This is a genomic window from Mycolicibacterium xanthum, from assembly GCF_019710635.1.
GTDB lineage: Bacteria > Actinomycetota > Actinomycetes > Mycobacteriales > Mycobacteriaceae > Mycobacterium > Mycobacterium xanthum.
This window is the reverse complement of the sequence record NZ_JAIFZS010000008.1, coordinates 226,499-250,999: the sequence shown is the minus strand read 5'-3', so window position 1 is coordinate 250,999 and position 24,501 is coordinate 226,499. Positions and strand designations below refer to the sequence as shown.

Here is a 24,501-nt window from a genome sequence, read left to right as displayed (position 1 = left end):
TTAGTGGCCCCTCCATGCGGACACGATGGCGGCGACGTGGCGAGCGTCGGTGCCGCAACATCCGCCCAGCACCGCCAACGCCGGCAGTCGGCTGCGCAACCACGCATGCTCGGCCGCGAGCTGATCCGGATCGCCGGCGTCCAACTCGGTGGCCTCGTCGAGCTCGGCGTGGCTCTTGGTGGAGGCGTTCGCACGAAGGCCGACAAGACGTCGGCACCACGTCCCGGGGCGGTCCAGCGCTCCCCCGAAATGGGTCGGGTGTGCGCAATTGACCATGAAATATGAAGCACCGAAATCTGTTTCGGAGTCCACCTGGTCGATCGCCTCGTTCAGCGGTTGGCCGGTCGGAAGTCGGCCGTCGGTCTCCACGGTGAACGAGATCGCCACCGGAATGCCAGCCGCCGCAGCGGCACGTACGACTCCGATCGCCTCCGCCACATTGGTCATGGTGATCGCGGTGACCAGATCGGCCGACGTGGATGCGAAGGTGTCGATCTGATCGCCGTGGTACCGCCTGGCTTCCTCTGCGCTCATCGCGTCCCCGGGGTCATAGCCGTCGCCGCGGGGGCCGACGCATCCACTCACCACGGCGGTGATGCCCTCGGCTTCGGCGGCCGTGCGTACCTCCTCGGCGAGCCGCACCGCGGCCCGGTTGACGGCATCGAGGCGCTGCGCGGAGTAGCCGAGCTGCTCGGCCCAGCCCTTGTTGGCCCGCCAGGTCGGGGTTTCCACCACGAATCCAGCGCGGTGCCTCCGCGCGATGTCGACATAGCCGCCGTAGTACCTGTGGAGCCGATCCCGACCCGCCGGCGTCTCCACCAGCGGGAAGGCCGCGAAGGCGGGCAGGTCGAGGCCGTCATGGAATACCAGCTCGGTTTCCAGTCCCCCGTCGGTGACGAACAGGGCGTTGCCGCGCAGCTGCGGCAGGGAACGCCGGTCGACGCTGTCGATGACGGACATGGGTCACTTCCGGGCGATGTAGTAGAAGTTGATCGGATCGGTGTCGATCTCGCGCACCGACACGTCGCCGAACCCGGCCTCGGTCAGCATCGTGGTGGCCAGTTCGCGGCCCCAACAGGTGCCCAGCCCGTCGCCGTCCAGGCCCAGCGACACGCTCATGCAGTGCATCGTCGACACGGTGTACAGGTAGGCCGCGAACGGCACCCCGATGTTGTCCTGCAGGTGACTGGACGCCTTGATGTCCACCATCAGGAAGACCCCACCGGGCCGCAGCGCGCGGTGGATGTTGGCCAGCACCTGCGCCGGGTGCGCCTGGTCGTGGATCGCGTCGAACGCGGTGATGACGTCGAACGCCTCGGTGGCGTCGAACGCCGCCGCGTCGGCGCGGACGAAGGTCGCGTTGGTCAGGCCGAGCCGACGGGCCTCGGCGGTGCCCGCGGCCAGTCCCTCGTCGGAGAAGTCGATGCCGGTGAACCGGCTGGCCGGGAACGCCGATGCCATCACGTTGATGGCGTGGCCACTGCCGCAGCCGATGTCGGCCACGTCCACCCCGGCGCGCAGCCGCTCGGGCAGCCCGTCGGCCATCGGCAGGATGGCGTCGACGAGCGCGGCGTCGAACACCTCGCCGCTCTCCTCGGCCATCAGCGAGTGAAAGCGCGGGTACTCCGTGTAGGACAGGCCGCCGCCGGTGCGGAAGCAGCCGATCACCTTCTGTTCGACCTCGCCGAGCAGCGGGATGAACTGCGCGACCCGGGACAGGTTGTCCGGTCCGGCGGAGCGGGTGAGTACGGCGGCGCGGTGCGGGGGAAGCGCGTAGGTCTCGGCGATCGGGTCGTAGTCGACGATCCGGGCGGCGGCCACGCCGCCGAGCCATTCGCGCACATAACGCTCGTTCAGCCCGGCGGCGTCGGCGATCTGTGTGCTGGTGGCCGCGGGAAGGCCGGCAAGGGTGTCGAACAGCGCGGTCTGGTGTCCGATGGACAGCAGGATCGCCACGCTCGCGGCGTCGATCGCGCCGACGATCCGCTCGGCGAACTCCTCGGTGGTGTCTTGGGTTGTGGTTTGCTCATGCAATGTCGTCATGACTACGACGCTAGGCCGCGGCACCCGGAGAAATCATCGGCCGCACGATGCAAATCCCCTGGCCGTTCGTGGTGCAAACGATGCAGGGGGGCGCCGGCGCTACAGCACGTTGTTGGCGTGCGCCCAGGCCACCGCCGCGGTGCGGGAGGAGACGCCGAGTTTGGCGTAGATGTTGGCCAGGTGCCTGCCGACGGTCTTGTCGGAAAGGTAGAGCTGTTCGGCCACCTGGCGGTTGGTGGCGCCGTGCGCGATGTGCGAAAGCACCTCGAGCTCGCGGCGGGTCAGCCCGCCCGGCGACGGGGCACCGCAGATCCCGGCGGGCTCGACCCCGAGTTGGACGTAGATGGCATCGGCGGTCGCGGCGTCGGCGGTCGCCGCCTCGACATCGCCCAGACCCCGGCGGGCCAGCGCCATCCACTCGTAGACCTCGGCCGTCTCGTAGCGGGACTGCTGGACCCGGTACTCCCGCAGGGCCGTTTGAAGCGACTCCAGCGCCTCGGCGAACTTGCCCTGGCGCACCGCGACGGCCCCGCGTGCGTGAGCGGCCCAGGCCAGAAAGCCCGGTGTCTTGAAGGCCTCGGCGTCGGCTTCCAGTTCGCGACAGTAGGTCTCGGCCTCGTCGACGGCGTCGCGCCCCAGTGCGATCTCGACGGCGGCCCGCAGCAGCCGCACCCGGTTCAACCGGTCATCGCCGGCCAGCGCCACCCGGATCGCGGTCCAGGCGGCCGCGGAGTCACCGCGCCGGCAGGCCAGCAACGCCTCGCCCGGCTGCGGGTCCAGTCCCAGCGCGCGGGCCTGGCCGAAGGCGCGGGCCGCGCCTTCCTGATCACCCATCAGCCGGCGGACCTCACCGAGCTGGTAATAACCCTCCGCGGCGGCCCAGGAGTTGATCTCGGCCAGGGTCTGGCTCGCCAGCCCGAGCCGGTCCTCGAGCATCCGGTAGTCGTCGGTGGCCACCTGCACCTGCAACCGGTGCACGTCGCACACCCCGCCATAGGGCACCGAACCGGACAGCCCGCACCACCGCTCCATCGACTGCGTCCAGGACCGCATCCGCGGCAGGTCGGCCAGCTTGTGGCAGTGGTGCAGCACCATGCAGTAGATGTCGCCGGCCCATTCGATCGGCACCTGGTCGGCGACCAGCGGCAGGATCGCCTCGTCGATCAGCGCGTAGCCCTCGGTGGTGCGCGCGTGCAGGATCGCCTCGATGCCGCCCGCGATGTGACCCAGCGCGGTGACCGCCGGGTCACCCAGCCGCCGCCCCATCTCCTGCAGGCTGCGCACATGGGTGGCCAGGGAGTCGAGGTCCAGCGAAATCGCCGCCACCGCGGCGTCGAGGTAGGCCAGGTATCCGCCGGCCGGGGTGTCCTCGGTGCCGGCGAGCAGCCTGCGCGCCCGGTTCATCCAGCCCTGCCCGATGTTGATGTCGCCGCGCACCAGCCAGGCCAACCCGAGCTCGGTCGCCTTCATCGCCGCAGCGCCGGGATCCGTCCTGGTCAGTTCGGCGAACACCCGCTCGGCAGCGCGGCTGGACTCCTTGACGTAACCCAGTCGCCAGGCCGCGAACGAGAACGCGTCGAGGTCGTCGGTGCGCAACGCCTCGCGCCTGCTGGCCAGGTCGAAGGCCTGGTAGCTGGCGCGCCAATCCCGTCGCTCGTGCGCTGCCCGCGCGGCGAACAGGAGGTCGGTGTGGGTCTCGGTCAGCATCAACCTCCACCGTATCGCCAACAGGCCTGTTCAGGACAGCTCGATCGACCGTTTGGCCAATCCCATCCAGTAGCCGTCGATCACCTGCGCGGGCCGCTGGGCCGCATCGTCGGAGGCGCCCAGCGCGACGAACAGCGGGGCGAAGTGTTCGATGGTCGGATGCGCGTAGGGCATTCCGGGCGCCTTGGCGCGAAAGTCGATGAGCGAGTCCAGATCTCCGGCGGCCAACCGCTCGGCGGCCCACGCGTCGAACTCCGCCGACCAGCCCGGCGGGGCGGCCGCAGGCGTCGGGTCGACGAGGTAGGGCAAGCCGTGGGTGGTGAAGCCGGAACCGATGATCAGCACGCCGCGGTCGCGCAGCGGGCGCAACCGTTCGCCGAGGTGCAGCAGGCGCACCGGATCCAGCGCGGGCATCGAGATCTGCAGCACCGGGATGTCGGCGTGGGGATACATCACCGTCAGCGGCACGTAGGCGCCGTGATCGAGTCTTCTGCCGTCGTCGCGGTGCACCGTCTCGCCGTCGGGCATCAGCGCCTCGACCGCCGCCGCCAGCTCCGGCGCCCCGGGCGCGGCGTAGGTGACGTCGTAGAAGCGCTGGGGAAAGCCCCAGAAGTCGTAGGTCAGCGGCGTGCGGGCGTCGGTGGACCCGATGGACAGCGGTGCGGCCTCCCAGTGCGCCGAGACCCCCAGGATCGCCGTCGGCGTCGGTAGTCGCCCGGCCCAGGCCGACAACTGGGAGACCCACAGGGCGTCGTCCACCAGCGGCGGTGCGCCGTGCGACAGGAAGATGGCGGGTGGACGCGGGTTCTGCACGACACGGGAACGTACTCGGCCGTGCCGCTATTCCCTGCTGTTCTGCGGCGGGGCCGACACATTAGGTTGGGGGCATGACTCAGACGGTGCGCGGTGTGATCTCCCGGACGAAGGCCCAACCGGTCGAGGTGGTCGACATCGTCATCCCCGACCCCGGACCCGGCGAGGTCGTCGTCGACATCCAGGCGTGCGGCGTCTGCCATACCGATCTGACCTACCGCGAGGGCGGCATCAACGACGACTTCCCGTTCCTGCTCGGCCACGAGGCCGCCGGCCTGGTCGAGTCCGTCGGCCCGGGCGTGACCAACGTCGAGCCGGGCGATTTCGTCGTGCTGAACTGGCGTGCGGTGTGCGGGCGGTGCCGGGCCTGCAAACGCGGGCGCCCGCATCTGTGCTTCGACACCTTCAACGCCGCCCAGCCGATGACGCTGACCGACGGCACCCCGCTGACCCCGGCGCTGGGCATCGGCGCGTTCGCCGACAAGACCCTGGTGCACGAGGGCCAGTGCACGAAGGTCGATCCGGCCGCCGATCCGGCGGCGGCCGGGCTGCTCGGTTGCGGCGTGATGGCGGGCCTGGGCGCGGCCATCAACACCGGCGCGGTCAACCGGGACGACACCGTGGCGGTGATCGGTTGCGGCGGGGTCGGCGACGCGGCCATCGCCGGCGCGCGACTGGTGGGTGCGAAGCGCATCATCGCCGTCGACATGGACAACCGGAAGCTGGACTGGGCCCGCCAGTTCGGTGCGACGCACACCGTCAACGCCGGCGAGCTCGACCCGGTCGAGACGATCCAGGACCTCACCGACGGCAACGGTGCCGACGTGGTGATCGACGCGGTCGGCCGGCCGGAGACCTGGAAGCAGGCGTTCTACGCGCGCGATCTGGCCGGCACCGTCGTCCTGGTCGGGGTGCCGACCCCGGACATGAAGCTGGAGATGCCGATGATCGACTTCTTCTCCCGGGGCGGGTCGCTGAAGTCGTCGTGGTACGGCGACTGTCTACCCGAACGGGACTTCCCGACGCTGATCAGCCTGTACCTGCAGGGCCGGTTCCCGCTGGACAAGTTCGTCTCCGAGCGCATCGGGCTGGGCGACATCGAAGACGCCTTCCACAAGATGCACGCCGGTGAGGTGCTGCGCTCGGTGGTGGTCCTGTGAGCGCCCCGATCCAGCGGCTGGTCACCAGCGGCACGTTCGAGCTCGACGGCGGCAGCTGGGCGGTCGACAACAACATCTGGCTGGTCGGCGACGACAACGAGGTGGTGGTGTTCGACGCCGCCCACACCGCCGACCCGATCATCGAGGCGGTCGGCGGCCGGCACGTGGTGGCGGTGGTGTGCACCCACGGCCACAACGACCACGTCACGGTGGCCCCTCAGCTCGGCCAGGCCCTCGACGCACCGGTGCTGCTGCACCCGGCCGACGACGTGCTGTGGCGAATGACCCACCCGGACAGCGACTTTCGCGCGGTGTCCGACGGCGACCGGCTGAGCGTGGCGGGCACCGAGCTGATCGCGCTGCACACGCCCGGCCATTCGCCGGGGTCGGTGTGCTGGCATGCCCCCGAACTGGGTGCGGTGTTCAGCGGGGACACCCTGTTCCAAGGCGGGCCCGGCGCCACCGGCCGCTCGTTCTCGGACTTCCCCACCATCCTGGAGTCGATCTCGGGCCGGCTCGGCAAGCTGCCCGGCGACACCGTCGTCTACACCGGCCACGGCGACACGACGACCGTCGGCGACGAGATCGTCAACTACGACGAATGGGTCGCCAGGGGTCACTGAGTGGCCGATCGGCGCGAGCCACTGAGTGGCCGATCGGGGCTGGGCCACTGAGTGGCGGGCCCGCGCGAGTGTGAAGGTATTTTCACCCCCGCCGGCGAAGGTGAAGGTATCTTCACGCCGCACGGCCCGCACGCGAGCCACTAGCCCTCGAGGATGCGGCGCTTCTCGGCGTCGAACTCCGCCTGGGTGAGCGCGCCGGAGTCGCGCAGCGCCGCCAGCGTCTTGAGTTGCTCGAGCCGCACCCCTTGGTCGGTGGGCTGATAGCTCACCTCGTGCGGCAGGTCACCGGGCCGCTCGTGCGCATCGAGGCGGACCGGACCGGGCAGGGGCTGAGGGGCGCGGCCCGTCCGCAACGAGGCGACGGCGGTCAGGATCACCGCACCGATGCCGACGACGAACACCGCGACGAACACCCACACCAGCCACCAGCGCGAGCTGTCCCGGCCGAACGCCAGCTGCGGGTGGATGTAGCCGGCCACGTCACCGCGCACCGCCACGTCGTAAACGCCGTCCGCAGGGATCTGCGCGACCCACACGCGGATCCGGACATCGCTGTTGACCGAGGTCGTCGACCCGAAACTCTCGGTGACGACCGGGTCCGGCACGCCGTCGGGCGGGGTGATGCCCAGCTGCAGCGGCGGCACCGGGAAGCCGCCGTTCACGCCGCCGGGGACCGCGGTGTGGAAGTTGACGGTGACCTCACCCGCGGGAAGCTGCAACCGGCCCGATCCGGGGATCGGCACCTCCCCGTAGGCGTCGTAGTCGTCGAACACGAAGATGTTGAGCACCAGCGTGACGACGAACCCGGCCACCCCCACGACCAGCAGAAGAATCGCGCCGGTCAGCGCGACACGCCGACCCACCCGTCCCGTCATGGCCGAAGTCTGTCACGCCCCCGGCTTCGACGGCGCGCCTGCCGCGCGAGGACTACCGTTCGTAGGAGAGGGACAACACCGGAGCGTTCGGAGGTCGCGATGCCTGAGTCGAGCATCGTGGTGCGCCCTGAGTCCATGGACGACACCTACACCGCCTCCACGAGGCTGCAGGCCACGGGCTTGGCGCCCGCGATCGCGGTGTTCGAGCGCGCGGCCGCCGACGTACCGCTGCCCGCGCCGACTCAACCGATGGTGATCGCCGACTACGGCGCGGGCACCGGCTACAACTCGCTGCTGCCGATCGGCGCGGCCATCGAGGTGCTGCGCAAACGCACCACACCCGAACATTCGGTGCTCGTCGCCCACACCGACACCGTCGACAACGATTTCAGCGTGTTGTTCCGGACCGTCGAGGAGGACCCGGACACCTACCTGCGCAAGGATGCCGCGACGTTCGCCTCCGCGGTGGGCCGGTCGTTCTACTCGCAGATCCTGCCGTCCAACAGCGTGCACCTCGGCTGGAGTTCGTGGGCGGTCCAGTGGCTGAGCAAGGTGCCCGCCCCGATCGACGGCCATTTCCACATCTCGGGCTGCACCGATGACGCGGTGCGCGCCGCCTTCGACCAGCAGGCCGCCCGCGACTGGCACGAGTTCATCGCCTACCGCGGCCGGGAGTTGTGCCCGGGCGGACGGCTCGTGGTGATGACGCTGGGGATCGGCGAGGACGGCGACATGGGCTTCGGCCCGCTGCTGGCGGCCATCATGGATGCGCTGACCGAAGTGGCCGGCAGCGGGCTCGTCACCGCAGAGGAGGTGGCCGGGATGTGCGTGCCGACGGTGGCGCGCCGCGCGGTCGACTTCACGGCGCCGTTCGCCCCGTCCGGCCGGTTCGAGCGCCTCGAGATCGAGCACCTCGAGGTGTTCGATTCCGAGGACCGCTTCTGGGTGCGCTATCAGGTCGACGGCAACGCCGAGGACTTCGGCGCCCGGTGGGCGGCCTTCGCGCGTGCCTCGGTGTTCCCGGCCCTGGCGGCGGGTCTGGCCGGCGGCGCCGCCGACCCGCGCACACCGCAGTTGTTGGACCGGCTCGAGGCCGGGACCGCGGCGCGACTGGCCGCCGCGCCGGAGCGGACCCCGATCCCGCTGGCCCACGTCGTGCTGATCAAGCGGCCAAGGACTTAGCGGATCGTCCCGACGCCGGGGATCAGCGGCAGATCCAGGGCGGTGACCCAGCCCGGCGACAGATCGTTGACGGCGGGCACCGCGTTGAGCGCGCGCAGGCCGGTGGCCAGGCAGCCCGCCGCGGCCGCGTCCCGGCCGGAGCCGTCGGTGAACCGGAACGCGGTCTCCTGGGAGATGCTCGGCGTCCCCTCGATGTCGACCCGGTAGACGTCGTTCTGGATTCCCGACGGCCAGTCCGGGGCCGCGTCGTTGCCGATCCGGTTGACGTGCTCGAGCTGGATGCGGGTCTCGCCGCGGTATACACCGTTGACGGTGAACCGGACCGCCGCGACGTTTCCAGGGGCGATGATCCCCTTGGCGGTCTTGCGTTCGGTGGGGGTGACCCACTTGTCCCACGTCGTGGTGATCTCGTCGAGCATGATCCCGGCCGCGTGCGCGATCATCGGAACCGTTGCGCCCCAGGCGAACACCAGGATGTCGGGGTTCTCCAGCATCGGCCGGTAGTCCGGCGACCTGCCGATGCCCATCTCCCGGTCGTAGTCGCCTTCGTAGTTGGTGTAGTCCAGCAGTTCGGACGCCCGGACCGTGCGCACCTCCGAGCACAACCCCATCAGCGTCATCGGGAACAGGTCATTGGCGAACCCGGGATCGATGCCGGTGGTGAAGCACGACGATTCGCCGAGTTCGCAGGCCACCGTGACGGGTTCGATCCAGTCCGGTGGATTGAGGTGCATGGTCGGCCAGATCCACGGTGTCATCGCCGTTGAGCAGACGTCGATCCCGGCACGCAGGAAGCGGGTGATCAACGCGATGTTGGCCTCGGCATGGGCGGCCGTCGGGCCGTAGTGCACCAGCGCGTCGGGCCGCAGGTCGATCAGCGCGTCCACGTCGTCGGTGGCGGTCAGGCCCAGCGTGCGGCCCAGCCCGCAGATCTCACCGACGTCGCGACCGACCTTGTCCGGGTTGGACACCCCGACCCCGACCAGCTCGAAGCAGGGGTGCTTGACCACCTCGGCGATCACCATCCGGCCGACGAAGCCGGTCCCCCAGATCACCACTTTCTTGACCCCGGATCCGCTCACAACCGCCGCCTCTCGTCCTGTTCGTCCGCTTTGCCCGTGTCCCGCAGCCCTGCCCTGAATTGCATTGCCCGGTAGGGCCATCCGTCGGCGGTACGCCATTGGGACACCACCAGGCCGACACCGCCCTCGACGTCCACACGTGATCCGGGCAGCACGTAGCCACCGTAGAGCTGGGCGACCCGGTTCTCGGCGTGATCCTCGAAATCCCACCCGGTGCCGATCACCGGCAGCTGCAGCGGAGTGGCGTGCAGGTCGGCCACCGGCGAGTCGATCACCCGGTAGCCGAGCGCGTACCCGGAGGCCAGGAACCCGCCCAGCACCCACGTGCGCGGCGCCAGCCGCCGCAGGGTCAACTCGCCCCACCGCTCCCCCGGCGGTGTGATCGTGGTGGCCCGCTCGCCCCACCGCCACCGTCCGTCGGTGAGCCCCCAGCTCTGGTAGCGCGATCGGATCCCGATGTGCCACGGCCGGACCCGCATCAAGATGATGCCCTTGTCCCGCTGGAAGCCGGTGGCCGCCACGTAAACCCAGCCGCCGTCGGCGCCCGGCTCGAAGTCCCACGACCAGCACTGCGCGAACCCGGCGTGCAGATCGGCGGGGAACACGGCGTCACGACCGAGGTGCGCCCAGCTCACCCCGCTGTCGTCGGAACGCCAGATCTCGGTACACAGCACGTTGCCCAGGCCGCGATTGACGATGGCATGCAGGTAGATCGAGTCGCCGACGCGCAACAGGTCCGACGGGATCACGGTGCTGATGCCGCTGCGACGCCAGCCGCCGGCCGCGCTGTCGTGGGTGTAGTCCCACAGCTGCCGGGCATAGTCCGGGTCCGGCCCGCCGGCGCGTTCGTAGACGATTGGGCGGTGGGCGCTGCCACGACCGATCAGCACCACCGGTGAGCGCCAGTCCCCCCGGCCCACCCGGCGGCCGGAGAAGGTGTCACCGAACACCGAGACCAGGGTGCCGTTCGGCGCGAGCACCGAGGCGCCGAGGTCGGTGCACGTCACCCCCCAGCGTTCGGTGATGCCCGGCCCGGTGATGTCGGCGATCTTGCCGCCGCGCATCGGATGCGGCCTCAGAAGCAGCGCCGCAGACCGTCCGGCTGCCCCTCCGCGCGCATGGCGACGACCGCAAGCCCGCGCAAAACCTTCACGATGCTTCTCCCTTCGGCCGACGCATGGTAGGACGGGTGGACCGAGTATTTCAGTCTCGGATGGACAAAGTCACGGGTTCGTCGCCCGGGACGGAACATGGGTTTGGCCCGACGGTGATTCGGGTGGCAGGCCCTGAGCAGGCTCGAGACCCGGGGTGGTGCAGATGACGAGGACGGCGGTGCCGACCGCTGCAGTCGTCGTCTCCGCGGTTCTGGCGCTGCTCGCCGTTCTCGCCGGCTGCTCGACGGGCCAACGGGTGGATGTGGGCCAGGGCCGCGAAGACGGCATCGTCGCCGCAATCGCCGGCGAGCCCGATCAGCTCGACCCGCACAAGACCACCGCCTACTTCTCGTTCGAGGTACTCGAGAACGTGTTCGACACGCTGGTCGAGCCCGACGAGGACCTGCAGATGCAGCCCGCGCTGGCGGAGTCCTGGGAAGTCAGCCCCGACCAGCTCACCTGGACGTTTCACCTCCGTCCCGGTGTCACCTTCCACGACGGCACCCCGCTGACCGCAGACGACGTGGTGTTCTCCTACCGCCGCATCATCGACGAACAGCTGGCCAACGTCGACAAGTTCAGCGCGGTGACCGCGGTCGAGGCGCCCGATCCGGATACCGTGGTGATCCGCGTCGACCGCCCGGTGCCCAACATGCTGACCAACCTGGGCGGCTTCAAGGGGATGGCCATCGTGTCGCGGCGCAACGTCGAAAGTGGCGAGATCGCCACCCATCCGATCGGCACCGGGCCGTTCAGCTTCGTCGACCAGCGCAGCGGTGACTCGATCACGTTGGCGGCCAATCCGGATTACTGGGACGGTGCGCCCGGCGTCGGCGAGGTGGTGTTCCGATTCATCTCCGAGCCGTCCACGGCCATCTCGGCACTGCAGGCCGGCGAGATCGACTGGACGGATTCGGTTGCTCCACAGCGGGTTTCGCAGCTGTCCGAGGATGAATCGGTGACCCTGGCGGTCACCCCGAGCAACGACTACTGGTATCTGGCGCTCAACGAGGCGCGCGAGCCGTGGAACGACGTGCGGGTGCGCCAGGCCATCGCCTACGCCATCGACCGGGACGCGATCGTGCAGGCCACCAGTTACGACACGGCCGCAGAGAACCAGCTGGCGATACCGGAGGGCAACCCCTGGTACGTGCCCTACGACAGATATACCGAGGGCGGTCTGGCCAAGGCCCGGGAACTGCTCCAGGAGGCCGGCGCCGCACCGACCACGATGGACATGCTGGTCACCAACGACTACCCGGAGACGGTGACCGCGGCGCAGATCGTCGCCGACAACCTCGCACCGCTGGGGATCACGGTCAACATCCGCACGGTCGACTTCGCCACCTGGCTCGACGAACAGAACAACGGCAACTTCGACATGTTGATGATGGGTTGGCTGGGCAACATCGACCCGGACGACTTCTACTACGCCCTGCACCACACCGACGGGACGAGCAACGCGCAGAAGTTCTCCGATCCCGAGGTGGACCGGTTGCTGGAGGCGGGCCGGGTCGAGACCGACCACGATGCCCGGTTCGACGACTACCGCCGGGCGGCCACCCTGATCGCCGACGGGGTCAGCTACATCTACCTGTACAACCCGTCGGTGATCCAGGCGTGGAACCCGGAGCTCTCGGGGTATGAAGCGCGCCGCGACCGGGCCGTCCGGTTCCGGCACACGTCGGTGCGCCGCGACGACAACTGACCGTGGCGCCCGCCAGCGTGCTCACCCACCCGATCACCCGGTTCGTGGCGCGTCGGCTGCTGTACTCCGCGGTGGTGTTGTTCGGGGTGGCCGTGGTGGCGTTCGCACTGGTGCACCTGGTGCCCGGCGACCCGGTGCGCATCGCGCTGGGCACCCGCTACACCCCGGAGACCTACGACGCGCTGCGCTCGGCCAGCGGCCTGGACCGGCCGATCGTCTCGCAGTTCTTCGGCTACCTCGGCTCGGCGCTGACCGGCGATCTCGGGGTCAGCTTCCGCAACGGCGACCCGGTCACCGTGACGCTGATGGAGCGGCTACCGGCAACGCTGTCGCTCGCCCTGGTGGGCATGCTGATCGCGCTGCTGATCGCGCTGCCCGCGGGGATCTACGCCGCGCTGCACGAGGGTCGGCTCAGCGACGCGCTGGTCCGGATCACCAGCCAGTTCGGCGTGTCCATCCCGGACTTCTGGATGGCCATCCTGCTGATCGCGCTGTTCTCCACGACGCTGGGCTGGCTGCCGACGTCGGGGTATCGCCCGCTGTTCTCCGATCCGGGCGGCTGGCTGCGCCACATCGTGTTGCCCGCTCTGGTGGTGGGATTGGTCGCCGCGGCGATCATGACCCGCTACGTCCGTTCGGCGGTGCTCGAGGTGGCCGCGACGGGGTACGTGCGCACGGCCCGCTCCAAGGGGCTACCGCCTCGGGTGGTGACGTTCCGGCACACGGTGCGCAACGCCCTGGTCCCGATCCTGACGATCACCGGCATCCAGCTGGCAACGATCCTGGGCGGGGTGATCGTCGTCGAGGTGGTGTTCGCGTGGCCCGGGCTGGGACGACTGGTCTACAACGCCGTGGCCGCCCGCGACTACCCGCTGATCCAGGGCGCGGTGCTGCTGATCGCGGCGCTGTTTCTGCTCATCAACCTGCTCGTCGACGTGCTGTACGCGATCGTCGACCCGAGGATCCGGCTGGCATGACCACCACCGACGACGCCGCACCCGACACCCGCGACTCGGCGTGGCTGCTGCTGGCGCGCAATCCGGTCACGCTGCTCAGCGCACTGGTGTTGATCGTCGTCGCGGTGATCGCGGTGACCGCGACCGCCATCGCGCCGTTCGGAATCAACGACGTCGCCGTTCCCAGCGCGTTGCGGGCCCCCAGCGGCGCGCACTGGTTCGGCACCGACGAGTTGGGCCGCGACGTGCTGTCCCGCGTGCTGGTCGCCATCCAGGCGTCGATGCGGATCGCGCTGGTCAGCGTCGCGCTGGCCGCGATCGTCGGCGTCGCGGTCGGTGTGCTCGCCGGCTTTCGGGGCGGCTGGCTGGACACCGTGCTGATGCGGGTGGTGGACGTGATGTTCGCGTTCCCGGTGCTGCTGCTGGCGCTGGCCGTGGTGGCCATCCTCGGGCCGGGCGTGACCACCACGATCCTGGCGATCGCGATCGTCTACACCCCGATCTTCGCGCGGGTGGCGCGGGCCAGCACGCTGGGCGTGCGCACCGAACCGTTCGTGCAGGTGTCGCGCGCGATGGGCACCGGCGACGCCTACATCCTGCGCCGCCACATCCTGCCCAACATCGCCGGGCCGCTGATCGTGCAGACGTCGCTGTCGCTGGCGTTCGCGATCCTGTCGGAGGCCGCGCTGTCGTTCCTCGGCCTGGGCATCCAGCCGCCCGAGCCGTCGCTGGGCCGGATGATCTTCGACTCGCAGGGCTTCGTGACGATGGCGTGGTGGATGGCGGTGTTCCCGGGCGCGGCGATCTTCCTGATCGTGCTGGCGTTCAACCTGTTCGGTGACGGACTGCGCGACGTGCTCGATCCCAAGCAGCGCACCAGCGTCGAGGCGCGCAGGCGGGAGCGGTGATGGGTCCGCGGCCGGTGTTGACCGTCGAGGGCCTCGGGGTGCGCATAGGCGGCCGCACCATCGTCGACGAGGTGTCCTTCGGCGTGCACCGGGAACACACGGTCGGCATCGTCGGCGAGTCCGGCTCCGGCAAGTCGATGACGGTGCTGGCGGCGACCGGCCTGCTGGACGCCCCCGGCGCGCGGGTGTCGGGCTCGAGCATGCTCTCCGGCGGTTCCGGCGACCCGGTCCAACTGGTGGGCGCGCCGCCGCGGGTACTGCGCCGGGTGCACGGCGCCCGCGTCGGCTTCGTCTTCCAGGATCCCGGGACGTCGCTGAACCCGCTGCTGACCCTGGAACGACAGATCACCGAGTCCCTCGAGACGCATCGCAGGATGACCCGCCGGGAGGCCACCGCCCGGGCCCTGGAGCTGCTCGAGGCCGTCGGGCTGCCCGACCCGCAGATGCGCCTGCACGCCTACCCGCATCAGCTCTCCGGCGGTCAGCGCCAGCGCGTGATGATCGCGATCGCGCTGGCGTGTGAGCCCGAGCTGCTGATCGCCGACGAGCCGACCACCGCGCTGGACGTGACCACCCAGTCCCAGATTATCGAGCTGGTCCGGGATCTGCAGCGCGACTTCGGCACCGCGGTGGTCTGGATCAGCCACGACCTCGGAGTGATCGGCCAGGTCGCCGACGACGTGACGGTGCTGCGCGATGGAACGACCGTCGAGCAGGCGCCGATCCTGCAGGTCTTCGACCACCCGCGCGACCAGTACACCCGCGACCTGCTGGCGGCCCGGCCCGCGCTCGATGTCTCCGGTCCGCCGCCGGCGCCGGACGCCGAACCCCTGCTGACCGTCGACGGGCTGGACGTGCGGTTCGCGGTGAGCACCCCGGTGGGCCGGTCGACGGTGCACGCGGTACGCGACGTGTCGTTCGAGATCCGCCGGGGCACCACGCTGGGCCTGGTGGGCGAATCCGGATCCGGCAAGTCGACCGTCGCCGCGGCGCTGACCGGCCTGGTCCGCCCCGACGCCGGCAGCGCGACGCTGGTCGGCTCGGATGTGCTGGGCACCAAGGGATCTGCGGCCAAGTCGCTGCGCCGCCGGATCGGCCTGGTGTTCCAGGACCCGTTCTCCTCGCTGAATCCGCGCGGGCAGGTGCAGACCTCGATCGCCGAGCCGCTGACCGTGCACAAGCTGGTGCACGGCGCGCAGGCCCGGCGGGCGCGGGTGGCCGAGCTGCTCGACCTGGTGGGGCTGCCCGCATCGTTCGCGCAGCGCTACCCGCACGAGCTGTCCGGCGGCCAGCGCCAGCGGGTCAGCATCGCCCGCGCGCTGGCCGCCGAACCCGACCTGTTGATCCTCGACGAGGCGACCGCGTCGCTGGATGTGTCGGTGCAGGCGCGGGTGTTGGACCTGCTCGCCGGGCTGCAGCGCGACCTCGGTCTGACGTATCTGTTCATCGGGCACGACCTGGCGGTGATCCGCCAGGTCAGCCATGACGTGCTGGTCATGCGCGACGGGGCGGTGGTCGAATACCGGCCCGCTGGCGAGTTGTTCGCCGAGCCCGAGCAGGAGTACACCCGGGCGCTGCTGGCCGCCGTTCCCCCGACGCGGCCGCGCGCCGCCGCCTGACCCCATCCCGTTTGCGTTGAGGCTGCATCCTTGGCGCAGAAGTGTGAGTAGCCCGCACCGCCAACGCAGTCTGAACGATTGCAGGGCGCCGTGAGGGCGCCCGGTCGTTGACGAACGCTCCGGACGAGCGCCACGCTGGGGTGGTGGCAGTCACAGACGGAGATCTCGGCGTCGCGTTGTTCGACGACCGATTCATCCAGGACCCGTATCCGCTGTATGCGCGGATGCTGGCCGGCGGTCCGGTGCACCGGATCGATGATTCGGGGTTCTTCGCCGTCTGCGGGTGGGACGCCGTGACCGAAGCGGTGGCGCGCACCGAGGACTTCTCGTCGAACCTGACCGGGACGATGATCTACCGGCCCGACGGAACGGTCGGGCTGTTCCCGATGGACGAACTCGGCGGGCCCACCCAGGTGCTCGCGATCGCCGACGACCCCGGCCACGCGGTGCATCGCAAGATGCTGGTGCCGCACCTCTCGGCGCGGCGCATCGCCGCGCTGGAGTCGTTCGTCGCCGAGACGATCGCCGCGATGTGGGACGAGGTGGTGCGCGACGGCCGGGTCGAGTGGATGGGCGCGGTCGCCAACCGGCTGCCGATGATGGTCGTCTGCCGCCTCATCGGCGTCCCCGACGAGGACGCCGACCGGTTGGCCGCGTGGGCGTACGCCAGCACCCAACTCCTGGAGGGCCTGGTCGACGACGACCAACTCGCCGCTGCGGGGATGGCCGCCATGGAGTTGGCCGCCTATGTCGCGGCGAAATTCGCACTGACGGCCGGGGATCCGAGAGACGACCTGATGGGCGGCCTGGCCGCCGCCTGCGCGGCGGGCGACCTCGACACCATGACCGCGCAGATGATGATGGTGACGCTGTTCAGCGCCGGTGGCGAGTCGACCGCGTCGCTGATCGGATCGGCCACCCACATACTGGCCACCCGGCCGGACATCCAGGACCGGCTGCGCCAGGACCCAGCGTTGTTACCGGCGTTCCTGGAAGAGGTGCTGCGATTCGAGCCGCCGTTCCGGGGCCATTACCGCCACGTGCGCAACGACTGCACGCTGGCCGGGCAGGACCTGCCTGCGGGGTCGCGGCTGATCCTGTTGTGGGGCGCGGCCAACCGCGATCCCGCACACGTCGAGGCGCCCGGCGAGTTCCGGCTCGACCGCCCGAAAGGCAAGGACCACATCGCATTCGGTAAGGGCGCACACTTCTGCGTCGGTGCGTCGCTGGCCCGGCTGGAGGCCCGTATCGTGCTCGAGCACCTGCTGCGCAACACGTCCCGGGTCGAGGCCGCCGAGCCCGGCAGATGGTTGCCGAGCCTGCTGGTGCGCCGGCTGGAGACGCTGCAGCTCGCGCTTTCCTAGCGAACATCGAGTTCGCCCGGCTTCACGTGGTTTCCAGTGTCTGGACGCAGCCCGTTTGCGTTCCCGTTTGCGTTCAGACTGCACCCTTGGCGCGAAAGTGCGAGTGAACCCCGCCGCCAACGCAGTCTGAACGATCAGACGGGCACGGCCGAGAGCCGAACGCACGCCGCCCGCGCTGGTGATCAGAGTTTGAAGCGTCCGGCGAATCCGCGCAGCGGGAGGTCGGCGCTGGTGATTATCCCGGGAGGCGCGGCAACGACCGACTTGATCGCGTTGAGCGCCGGCATGCCGGTGACCGTCATGCCGATGGAGGCGAAGCTGGCCGGGTCGGACAGGTCGATTCCGGGCTTCGGGAAGATCATGTGCTTGTTGTAGATGTTCGGATCGCCCTTGATCTGGGTGATGTAGCAGCCCTTGATGTCCCAGCTCGGATCGGTGTGCGGCGTCATCTGCCATTCCAGGTGTGTCTCGACCCGCGGCACGCCGTCGACCATCCCCTGGTACTTGATGTAGTTGCCGCCGAACGATCCCTTGGGCAATGTGTACCAGCCGAGGTCGACATCCTTGGTGCACGCCCCGAGCTCGTAGCTGAACGTGACCTCGTCGAGTTCCAGATCGAAGCAGTCGGCCATCATCAGCACGCTGTCGGCGAACACCCGGGTGTACTTCTCCAGCTTCGACGGGATCGACGGATCGTCAACGGGCTGACCGTAACCGACCTCGATCCAGGTGTCCTTGGAGTGGTGGCAGGACACGTCGACCGACTCGATCGTGGTGACGTTCTCGATCTCGGCGACGTCGGCCGAGCACACCACACCCAGGATCTGGTTCAGACCGGGGTTCATGCCGGTGCCGTAGAACGTCGACCCGCCCTTCTCGCAGGCTTCCTGGAGCAGCTGGGTGACCGGCTTGCCGGAGTGATGCGGATGGTTGCGGTCGCGATGCCAGCCGGTGATCCAGTCGGCGGTCGTGACGATGTCGATGCCGGCCTCGAGGATCTTCACGTAGAGGTCCTCGTCCGGGAACACGCCGTGGAAGGTCAGCACATCCGGCCTGGCGGCGATGATCTCGTCCACCGAGCCGGTGGCCCGCACGCCGTTGGGCGCCAGGCCCACCAGCTCGCCGACATCCCTGCCGATCTTGTCCGGCGAATAGCAGTGCACGCCGATCAGCTCGAGATCGGGCTGGGTGGCGATCCGTTTGACCATCTCGGAGCCGACGTTGCCGGTGGCCACCTGGAAGACCCGGATGGGACGACGAGATCCGGTTGCGGACATGGGAACCCTTTCTCTCACTGAGCCGGATAGAACCGCTTGGCCCACGTGCGGATCGCGGTGAAACCGGCCATCTCGGAACCGGCCAACGCCGGCGGATCGGAGTAGCGCTGGTGGGCCCAGATGTGGATGTCCTGGCGGAACTGACGGATCACCTCAAGTCCGAACTCCTCGGCCTTGATCCTGGCCCGGTCCGGGTTCCTGGTCGCCGCCTCGCTCTTGGGCCTGCCGATGTAGACCATGAACCGGACATCGGAGGTGGACTCGTCGACCGGGGTGATGCATGAGATCGTGCGGTTGTCGATCATCCCCCAGCTCTTGGTCACCGCGATGCCCAGACCACCGTTGATGGCCTCGACGCCGCTGTTCACGTCCTCGATCCGCTGACCGTCGTCGCCCTCGAACGTGATCGTGAAATCGACGTAGGAGACGGGCTCGTCGAAGTCGTGGCGGGTGAAGATCGGGTTGATCGGCGTGCCGTGCACGTACTTGAAGTGAGCGACGTCGACCCCGTTCTCCAGCACGTACTGCGGGTGCATCTCCAGGCCCTGCTCGAAGAGGCGCTGCTGCTGGTGGTAGTCGGTGGCAGTCGTCCCATCGGCGAACGACGCGAACACGTCCGGGGCGTCGAAGAACGGTTCGCGGTTCTCCACGTCGTGCCAGATGTACACCGACTCGTTGCGTTCGACGACCGGGTAGGTCCTGATCCGGCGGCCGCGGTTGGGGCGGTCCTCGTACGGGATGCACACGTTGCGGCCCTGCTGATTCCACTGCCAGCCGTGGAACGGGCATTGCAGCACCTCGCCCAGAACCGTGCCGCCGAAGCCCAGATGCGCTCCCAGATGCTCGCAGTAGGCGTTCATCACCGTCAGCTGACCGGATTCGGCGCGCCAGGCGACCATCTCCTGGTCGAAATACTTCATCGTGTGGACGTCGCCGGCGGCGATCTCGTCGGACCACGCGATCTGAAACCAGCCGGTCGGCTTCATCGACAGCGGCGGCTTTGCCATTGTCCGTCCTTCCCGGTCGTCGAGGTGAATGCTAGAGCAGTCGACGACGAATTCATAGTGGGTTCTACGAAACGCTGGGCTCGGCTATCCTTCCTGCATGACCGATGTGTCGACCTCGGTGCGGCGGAGCAATCGCCGCGGCCAGGCGACCCGCGCGAACATGTTGGAGGCAGCGCTTCGGTCGCTGGCCTCCGGCGAGCCCGGTTCGGTGTCGGCCAACCGGATTGCCAAGGACATCGGGGCCACCTGGGGTGCGGTGCAGTACCAGTTCGGTGACGCCGACGGCTTCTGGGCCGCGGTGCTGCACCGCACGGCCGAGCGGCGCGGCGACCTGTTCTCGGCCGTCGGCACCCGGGCCTCGCTGCGCGACCGGGTCACGGCCATCGTGGACACGCTGTATGACGGTCTGGCAGAACGGGACTCACGCGCCATCGAGAACCTGCGCGCGGCGTTGCCGCGCGAGCACGCCGAGTTGGAGCGGCTGTACCCGCAGACCGCCGCCGAGCTGCACTCCTGGGGTCAGTCGTGGCTGCAGACCTGCCGCAACGCCTTCGCCGGCCTGGATCTCGACGCGGAGCGCGTCCGTGAGGTCGCGACGTTGATCCCGGGCGCGATGCGCGGGCTGGTGTCCGAACGCCAGCTCGGGTCCTACGCCGACCTCGATGTCGCCCGGCGGGGCCTGACCAACGCCCTCGTCGCCTACCTGGCCGCGACGGACTGAGCGGTGCCCAGGTTGTGGTGCGTGCTGACGGCCGCGACACTGCTGACCGCGTGCACCGCCACCCACGACGCGGTCGCCGTCTCGACCGGCCCGTCCTCTGCGGCCACCTCCGCGCCATCTTCAGTCGTGACGGATGCGCCGGCGGCCCGCACCAAGAACTGGTTTGACCTCGACGTCGGCGACTGTGTCGCCGAGATCCCGGCCGTCGAAGTCGGCGAGGTCAGCGCCACCGTGGTGGACTGCACCACCCCGCATCTGGCGGAGGTGTACCTGCGCGAGCCGACGGCGGTCGACACGGCGATCGCCGACGTCGCCAACCGGGTGTGCGGGTCGGCGCTGGCCGACTACCCCGCCGGCGAATATGTACCCGCCTACCTGATCGACTCCAATCAGGACCGCACATCGGATAATCCGCTGCCGAGCACGATCATCTGCCTGCTGCAGGCCAGCGGCGGCGGTCAACTCGATGCGCCCGCGCGGCGCTGACGAAAGGTGAACGGTGGACATCTTCGCTGACTGGCTGCAGGGCGGAACGCACATCCGGTGGGCATCGACGACTCCGGCCAACGACGGCGCCGAGATCGACGTGTTCACCCGGCGCTGCGGCACGCCCGGCGCCCCGGCACTGGTCTGCGTACACGGATTCCCCACGTCGAGCATCGACTACCACGCGCTGGCCGGCGAACTCGGCGACGAGTTCGACATCTTCGTCCTCGACTTCCCGGGCTACGGGTTGTCGGACAAGCCGCCCGCACCATACGTCTACTCGCTCTACGACGATGCCCGCCTGCTGGTCCACGCGATCAACGAGGTGTGGCGGCTCGGCGAGTACCGGATGATCACCCACGACAGGGGCAGCAGCATCGGCATGATCGCGCTGGCGCTGCTCGACGATCTGGACAGCGCGCTGCTGCCCGCCGACGTGTTCATCACCAACGCCAACATCTTCCTGCCACTGGCGAACCTGACGGCGTTCCAGGTGGCGCTGCTCGACGACGATACGGGGCGCGCCACCGCCGCCGCGACCACACCGGAGATGCTGGCCGCCGGACTCGGGGCAACCACCTTCATGCCCCGCCGCGACCTCCACGACCCCGAGATCGCTGCCCTGGCAGAGTGTTTCGCATTCAATGACGGTGTCAGCGTGCTGCCCGACACCGTCAAGTACCTGCACGAGCGCGCGGCCGGCGAAACCGGCTGGCTGCAAAGGCTCTCCGGCATCGACGTCGACGCGTCGCTGATCTGGGGCCTGCACGACGGCGTCGCCCCGCTTCGGGTCGCCAACCACGTGTGGCAGGCCTGCCTGAAGCCCAAACCCGGCCGCAACCGCTACTGGGTGGTGCCGAGCGGCGACCACTATGTGCAATGCGATGCGCCCGCCGACGTCGCCGCGATCATCCGGCTCACCGCAGCGGGCACCGAGTTGACGCTGCACACCCTCGGCGACCGGCCCGACGGTCCGGTGCTCGTCGACCAGGCCGGGGTGTCAGGCCGCGAGGCTGGATAGGGTTGCGGCGCTTCCGATCCCGACCTCGTCGAAGGCATCTCTGATCGCATCGAGCTCAGCGTCGGTGAAACCCTGCGCGGCCGCGGAGCTGAGCACCGCGGCCCGCCCGTCGGTGAACGTCGCACCGTCGCTGAGCCGGAACAGCGAGTGGTAGAACACCGCGGCCCAGGTGTCGTCGGAGATCCCCGCGGTTACCGGGTCGGTCATCATCAGGTAGGCGGCGTGGCTGAAGATCGTGCTGTTGAGGTGCTCGCCGCCGTCGTCGCCGGTGCCGGTGTAGCGGCTGGCATAGTTGTCCCGGTAGGCCCCCACCGACGTGCTGATCGACGTCGGGTCGGCGAGGTTGCGCACCACGCCGCCGGTGTACTCCGAATCCTCACCGATCAGCCACCGGCCGGGGCCGGTGTCCCCCTCGATGAGGACACCGAAAATGTCGGCGTAGGCCTCGTTGAGGGCGCCGGACTCGCCGTAGTCGAGCACCGATCCGCCGGTGCCGACGACGTAACTGACCACGGCGTGCGTGAATTCGTGGGCGACGATGTCGACCGCCGACTCGAAATGTGCGCTGTTACCGAAGGCGAACTGCTGTCGGGGGGGGTCCCAGAACGCATTGGCGTAGCCGGCGCCGAACAACCCGTTCGGGGTGTACCGGATGCTGACCAGGATCGGCGCGCCCTGACCGTCGAACGACGTCCGGCCCAGCACGTCGGCGAAGTAGTCGTAGACCAACGCGGTATTGGCCTGCGCGGACACCGCGCTGGTGTCCCAGCCGCCGAACCAGCCGCGCTTGACGACTTTGCCGGGTAACACCGGGCCCAGCAACCCGAACAACGGGTAGGACGTCTGGTAGGTCGTCAGGTTTCGTTCTGCGTCGACCATCGAGTAGGTCGGGAACCACGGGTACAACCAACCGCCCTCGTCGACGGTGATGCTCCGCGATGCGCCCAGATAGTCGGTGGCCACGGTGCTCACCGTGACGTCCTGCAGGTTCGATGTGGTCACCAGGATGGTGCCCGCGTCGGCCCCGTCCGCGTCGATCACATACGTCGCTCCCGACGACGACATGTCGCCGGTGTCCGGCAGCACGACCACCACCCGCCACGCCAGGCTGGGGTCGATCTGGTCGTCGAGGGCGTAGACCACCAGCGTGGAGGTGAAGGTGTTCTGCTCCATGAACGCGGTGAGCACGTCCGGATCGACATCGGCGCCGAGGTAGGCCACGCTCGCGAGCCGGTCCAGTTCGGCCTGCTCGTCGACCGTCACATCCGGTGTGACGTCGAACGATTCGGCCAGCCCGACATAGTTGTTGAACAGGCTGGTGACCGTGCCGTCGGCGTCGGTCACGAGGATCACGTCGCTGCCCAGGACGGTGACCCCGCCCACGGTTTCGGTGTAGCGGTAGAAGGTCTCCACCGAGTTGCCGACACCGGCGGTCGTCGTGGTGATGTGGTCGGCATCGGCGAAACCGGCCGAGGCGCCCAGCACCGGTGCCACCGAGTTCATCACCGCGGCGGCGTCGTCCGCACTGGTGACGATCTGGTCGGTGAAGGTGCCCTCGATGACGCGGACCGCGCCCTCGTCGGTGCTGGTGAGGGCGACGTCGCCGCTGGACAGCAGCTCGGTCAGGTCGACCGTGGCGACCGCCTGCCGCGCCGGCTGCACCGGCTGTACCGCGGCGATGGTGATGACCACCTGGGTCGGAGCGCTGACGCCCAGCAGCCCGAGCAGGCCGTGGATGTGGAACGGGTTGCCTGTGCTGTCACCGACCGCGACGGTGAACTGGTCGGCGGCGCCGGGGGTGTCCGGCGTGTAGGTGAAGTTGCCGGACTCGTCGACGACGACGCGGCCGTGGGTGGGCGCGACGGTGACCGTGTAGGTCAGGGCGGTGTCGTCGAAGTCGACGGCGTTGACGCCGCCGGTCACGACGCCGTCGGGTCCCGGCCCCGACACCGTCGCCTCCGCCGTGGGGCGCTGGTTGTTGAACGTGTACTGCAACTGACGCACCGCCAGCCACAGTGACTCGACGAGTGTGGACACCGGCGTCGCCGGCACGGGCAGGCCGTCGGCCACCGGCGCCAGCCCCACCCAGGTCAGCAGATCGGTGACGATGCTGTTGGGCGTGACCGGTCGGCTGTTGAGCGTGACCGGTCGCGGGGCAGCCAGGCTGTGCACGATCGGCACCGAGGCGGGTGTCCGAACCTTGATCGCCGCGGTCGACACCACCGGTGCTTCGGCGGTGCCGGCGGGCTCGTCGGCGGGCTCGGCCTTGTCGACGGGCCCGGCCTCGTCGGCGGCGGGTACGTCGCCGGGTTCGTCGTCGGTCGCGGGCTCGTCGGCCGGCTGCACGGCGACGCGGCTCGCGCGGGCCGGGACCGTCTCGTCGGTCCCTTCGGCGCCCTCCTGGTAGCTGCCGGCCCCTTCGGCGCTGTCCTGGTAGCCGTCGGACTCCGGTTCGCCGGTCACCTCGTCGGTGTCGTCCCCGGAGGCGGTCGACTCCTCGGCCGGCTCCGCCGTCTCCTCGTCCGCGACGTCCGCGACGCCCGCGACGCCCGCGACGCCCGCGACAGTGTCGTCGCCCTCGGCGTCCAGCGTCGGGGCCTCGGCGTCCTCGGCGGCCTCGGCGGCGACGTCCTCGTCGGTATCAGCGGCATCAGCGGCATCAGCGGCATCGTCAGCGGTATTACGGTCCTCCGCCGCGGTATCGGACTCCGCCGGCGAGGACGTTTCGGAGGGGCCGGACGGATCGACGGGTGCGGCCGCAGCGACGCCGTGGCCGATGACCGAGCTCATCCCAA

General features: G+C 69.4%; 21 protein-coding genes. 11 read left to right on the top strand and 10 right to left on the bottom strand.

Annotated features, from left to right (window positions below; all coding sequences use genetic code 11):
• The 4 genes from JDV09_RS05535 to JDV09_RS05520 form a co-directional block, all read right to left on the bottom strand.
• Positions 1 to 960, bottom strand: coding sequence for a homocysteine S-methyltransferase family protein (locus JDV09_RS05535; RefSeq protein WP_221368097.1), 960 nt, complete (start codon positions 958 to 960; stop codon positions 1 to 3).
• A gap of 3 nt (positions 961 to 963) precedes the next feature.
• A complete protein-coding gene (locus JDV09_RS05530) occupies positions 964 to 2,043 on the bottom strand; it encodes a class I SAM-dependent methyltransferase (RefSeq protein WP_221368096.1) in 1,080 nt (359 codons plus the stop codon).
• Positions 2,044 to 2,142: 99 nt separating this feature from the next.
• Positions 2,143 to 3,750 carry a LuxR family transcriptional regulator gene (locus tag JDV09_RS05525; RefSeq protein ID WP_221368095.1) on the bottom strand — a complete coding sequence of 536 codons (1,608 nt, stop codon included), beginning with the start codon at positions 3,748 to 3,750 and terminating at the stop codon, positions 2,143 to 2,145.
• A gap of 30 nt (positions 3,751 to 3,780) precedes the next feature.
• Positions 3,781 to 4,563 carry a dioxygenase family protein gene (locus tag JDV09_RS05520; RefSeq protein WP_221368094.1) on the bottom strand — a complete coding sequence of 261 codons (783 nt, stop codon included), beginning with the start codon at positions 4,561 to 4,563 and terminating at the stop codon, positions 3,781 to 3,783.
• Between the two features lie 74 nt (positions 4,564 to 4,637).
• On the opposite strand from JDV09_RS05520, the gene JDV09_RS05515 reads away from it, so the two are divergent.
• Together JDV09_RS05515 and JDV09_RS05510 are read left to right on the top strand one after the other, a co-directional pair.
• Positions 4,638 to 5,723: an S-(hydroxymethyl)mycothiol dehydrogenase gene (locus JDV09_RS05515; RefSeq protein WP_221368093.1), complete on the top strand. Its 1,086-nt coding sequence runs from the start codon at positions 4,638 to 4,640 to the stop codon at positions 5,721 to 5,723.
• The gene (locus JDV09_RS05510; RefSeq protein WP_221368092.1) at positions 5,720 to 6,346 is read left to right on the top strand and encodes an MBL fold metallo-hydrolase; all 627 of its coding nucleotides are present in this window, start codon (positions 5,720 to 5,722) and stop codon (positions 6,344 to 6,346) included. Before JDV09_RS05515 ends, JDV09_RS05510 begins: the two co-directional genes overlap by 4 nt.
• 140 nt (positions 6,347 to 6,486) lie before the next feature.
• Here JDV09_RS05510 and JDV09_RS05505 read toward each other — a convergent pair whose 3' ends face one another.
• Positions 6,487 to 7,221 (bottom strand): SHOCT domain-containing protein, encoded by a 735-nt coding sequence (locus tag JDV09_RS05505; RefSeq protein WP_221368091.1) that lies wholly within the window; start codon positions 7,219 to 7,221, stop codon positions 6,487 to 6,489.
• A gap of 99 nt (positions 7,222 to 7,320) precedes the next feature.
• On the opposite strand from JDV09_RS05505, the gene JDV09_RS05500 reads away from it, so the two are divergent.
• Positions 7,321 to 8,403 (top strand): class I SAM-dependent methyltransferase, encoded by a 1,083-nt coding sequence (locus tag JDV09_RS05500; RefSeq protein WP_221368090.1) that lies wholly within the window; start codon positions 7,321 to 7,323, stop codon positions 8,401 to 8,403.
• On the opposite strand, the gene JDV09_RS05495 is transcribed toward JDV09_RS05500, so the two are convergent.
• Positions 8,400 to 9,485 (bottom strand): NAD(P)H-dependent amine dehydrogenase family protein, encoded by a 1,086-nt coding sequence (locus tag JDV09_RS05495; RefSeq protein WP_221368089.1) that lies wholly within the window; start codon positions 9,483 to 9,485, stop codon positions 8,400 to 8,402. The genes JDV09_RS05500 and JDV09_RS05495 overlap by 4 nt on opposite strands.
• Positions 9,482 to 10,549 carry a glycoside hydrolase family 183 protein gene (locus JDV09_RS05490; protein ID WP_221368088.1) on the bottom strand — a complete coding sequence of 356 codons (1,068 nt, stop codon included), beginning with the start codon at positions 10,547 to 10,549 and terminating at the stop codon, positions 9,482 to 9,484. Before JDV09_RS05490 ends, JDV09_RS05495 begins: the two co-directional genes overlap by 4 nt.
• A gap of 253 nt (positions 10,550 to 10,802) precedes the next feature.
• Here JDV09_RS05490 and JDV09_RS05485 point away from each other — a divergent pair, with 253 nt between their 5' ends.
• From JDV09_RS05485 to JDV09_RS05465, 5 genes are all read left to right on the top strand, one after another.
• Positions 10,803 to 12,347: an ABC transporter substrate-binding protein gene (locus tag JDV09_RS05485; RefSeq protein WP_221368087.1), complete on the top strand. Its 1,545-nt coding sequence runs from the start codon at positions 10,803 to 10,805 to the stop codon at positions 12,345 to 12,347.
• A gap of 2 nt (positions 12,348 to 12,349) precedes the next feature.
• Positions 12,350 to 13,324, top strand: coding sequence for an ABC transporter permease (locus JDV09_RS05480; protein ID WP_221368086.1), 975 nt, complete (start codon positions 12,350 to 12,352; stop codon positions 13,322 to 13,324).
• Positions 13,321 to 14,211 (top strand): ABC transporter permease, encoded by an 891-nt coding sequence (locus tag JDV09_RS05475; RefSeq protein ID WP_221368085.1) that lies wholly within the window; start codon positions 13,321 to 13,323, stop codon positions 14,209 to 14,211. The genes JDV09_RS05480 and JDV09_RS05475 overlap by 4 nt, the downstream gene beginning before the upstream one ends.
• Positions 14,211 to 15,830, top strand: coding sequence for a dipeptide ABC transporter ATP-binding protein (locus JDV09_RS05470; RefSeq protein ID WP_221368084.1), 1,620 nt, complete (start codon positions 14,211 to 14,213; stop codon positions 15,828 to 15,830). The genes JDV09_RS05475 and JDV09_RS05470 overlap by 1 nt, the downstream gene beginning before the upstream one ends.
• A 143-nt stretch (positions 15,831 to 15,973) precedes the next feature.
• Positions 15,974 to 17,194 (top strand): cytochrome P450, encoded by a 1,221-nt coding sequence (locus JDV09_RS05465; protein ID WP_308124015.1) that lies wholly within the window; start codon positions 15,974 to 15,976, stop codon positions 17,192 to 17,194.
• A 182-nt stretch (positions 17,195 to 17,376) separates the two neighbouring features.
• Here JDV09_RS05465 and JDV09_RS05460 read toward each other — a convergent pair whose 3' ends face one another.
• Positions 17,377 to 18,471: an NAD(P)H-dependent amine dehydrogenase family protein gene (locus tag JDV09_RS05460; RefSeq protein WP_221368083.1), complete on the bottom strand. Its 1,095-nt coding sequence runs from the start codon at positions 18,469 to 18,471 to the stop codon at positions 17,377 to 17,379.
• A 14-nt stretch (positions 18,472 to 18,485) separates the two neighbouring features.
• Entirely contained in the window at positions 18,486 to 19,478 is a 993-nt protein-coding gene (locus JDV09_RS05455) for an aromatic ring-hydroxylating dioxygenase subunit alpha (protein WP_221368082.1), read from the bottom strand.
• Positions 19,479 to 19,575: 97 nt separating this feature from the next.
• Between JDV09_RS05455 and JDV09_RS05450 the strand changes: the two genes are divergently transcribed.
• The 3 genes from JDV09_RS05450 to JDV09_RS05440 are packed head-to-tail and all read left to right on the top strand — an operon-like array spanning position 19,576 to position 21,706.
• Positions 19,576 to 20,199 (top strand): TetR/AcrR family transcriptional regulator, encoded by a 624-nt coding sequence (locus tag JDV09_RS05450; RefSeq protein WP_221368081.1) that lies wholly within the window; start codon positions 19,576 to 19,578, stop codon positions 20,197 to 20,199.
• 3 nt (positions 20,200 to 20,202) lie between these two features.
• Positions 20,203 to 20,685, top strand: coding sequence for a hypothetical protein (locus JDV09_RS05445; RefSeq protein WP_308124014.1), 483 nt, complete (start codon positions 20,203 to 20,205; stop codon positions 20,683 to 20,685).
• 13 nt (positions 20,686 to 20,698) lie between these two features.
• Positions 20,699 to 21,706, top strand: coding sequence for an alpha/beta fold hydrolase (locus JDV09_RS05440; protein WP_221368080.1), 1,008 nt, complete (start codon positions 20,699 to 20,701; stop codon positions 21,704 to 21,706).
• On the opposite strand, the gene JDV09_RS05435 is transcribed toward JDV09_RS05440, so the two are convergent.
• Positions 21,686 to 24,496 (bottom strand): M4 family metallopeptidase, encoded by a 2,811-nt coding sequence (locus JDV09_RS05435; protein WP_221368079.1) that lies wholly within the window; start codon positions 24,494 to 24,496, stop codon positions 21,686 to 21,688. The two genes, JDV09_RS05440 and JDV09_RS05435, sit on opposite strands and share 21 nt — an antisense overlap.
• Positions 24,497 to 24,501: the final 5 nt, after the last annotated feature.

Coding starts and splice junctions, on each gene's coding strand:
- JDV09_RS05535 (WP_221368097.1), bottom strand. CDS start 960: ATGTCCGTCATCGACAGCGTCGACCGGCGTTCCCTGCCGCAGCTGCGC.
- JDV09_RS05530 (WP_221368096.1), bottom strand. CDS start 2,043: ATGACGACATTGCATGAGCAAACCACAACCCAAGACACCACCGAGGAG.
- JDV09_RS05525 (WP_221368095.1), bottom strand. CDS start 3,750: ATGCTGACCGAGACCCACACCGACCTCCTGTTCGCCGCGCGGGCAGCG.
- JDV09_RS05515 (WP_221368093.1), top strand. CDS start 4,638: ATGACTCAGACGGTGCGCGGTGTGATCTCCCGGACGAAGGCCCAACCG.
- JDV09_RS05505 (WP_221368091.1), bottom strand. CDS start 7,221: ATGACGGGACGGGTGGGTCGGCGTGTCGCGCTGACCGGCGCGATTCTT.
- JDV09_RS05500 (WP_221368090.1), top strand. CDS start 7,321: ATGCCTGAGTCGAGCATCGTGGTGCGCCCTGAGTCCATGGACGACACC.
- JDV09_RS05490 (WP_221368088.1), bottom strand. CDS start 10,549: ATGCGCGGCGGCAAGATCGCCGACATCACCGGGCCGGGCATCACCGAA.
- JDV09_RS05485 (WP_221368087.1), top strand. CDS start 10,803: ATGACGAGGACGGCGGTGCCGACCGCTGCAGTCGTCGTCTCCGCGGTT.
- JDV09_RS05475 (WP_221368085.1), top strand. CDS start 13,321: ATGACCACCACCGACGACGCCGCACCCGACACCCGCGACTCGGCGTGG.
- JDV09_RS05470 (WP_221368084.1), top strand. CDS start 14,211: ATGGGTCCGCGGCCGGTGTTGACCGTCGAGGGCCTCGGGGTGCGCATA.
- JDV09_RS05460 (WP_221368083.1), bottom strand. CDS start 18,471: ATGTCCGCAACCGGATCTCGTCGTCCCATCCGGGTCTTCCAGGTGGCC.
- JDV09_RS05455 (WP_221368082.1), bottom strand. CDS start 19,478: ATGGCAAAGCCGCCGCTGTCGATGAAGCCGACCGGCTGGTTTCAGATC.
- JDV09_RS05450 (WP_221368081.1), top strand. CDS start 19,576: ATGACCGATGTGTCGACCTCGGTGCGGCGGAGCAATCGCCGCGGCCAG.
- JDV09_RS05435 (WP_221368079.1), bottom strand. CDS start 24,496: ATGAGCTCGGTCATCGGCCACGGCGTCGCTGCGGCCGCACCCGTCGAT.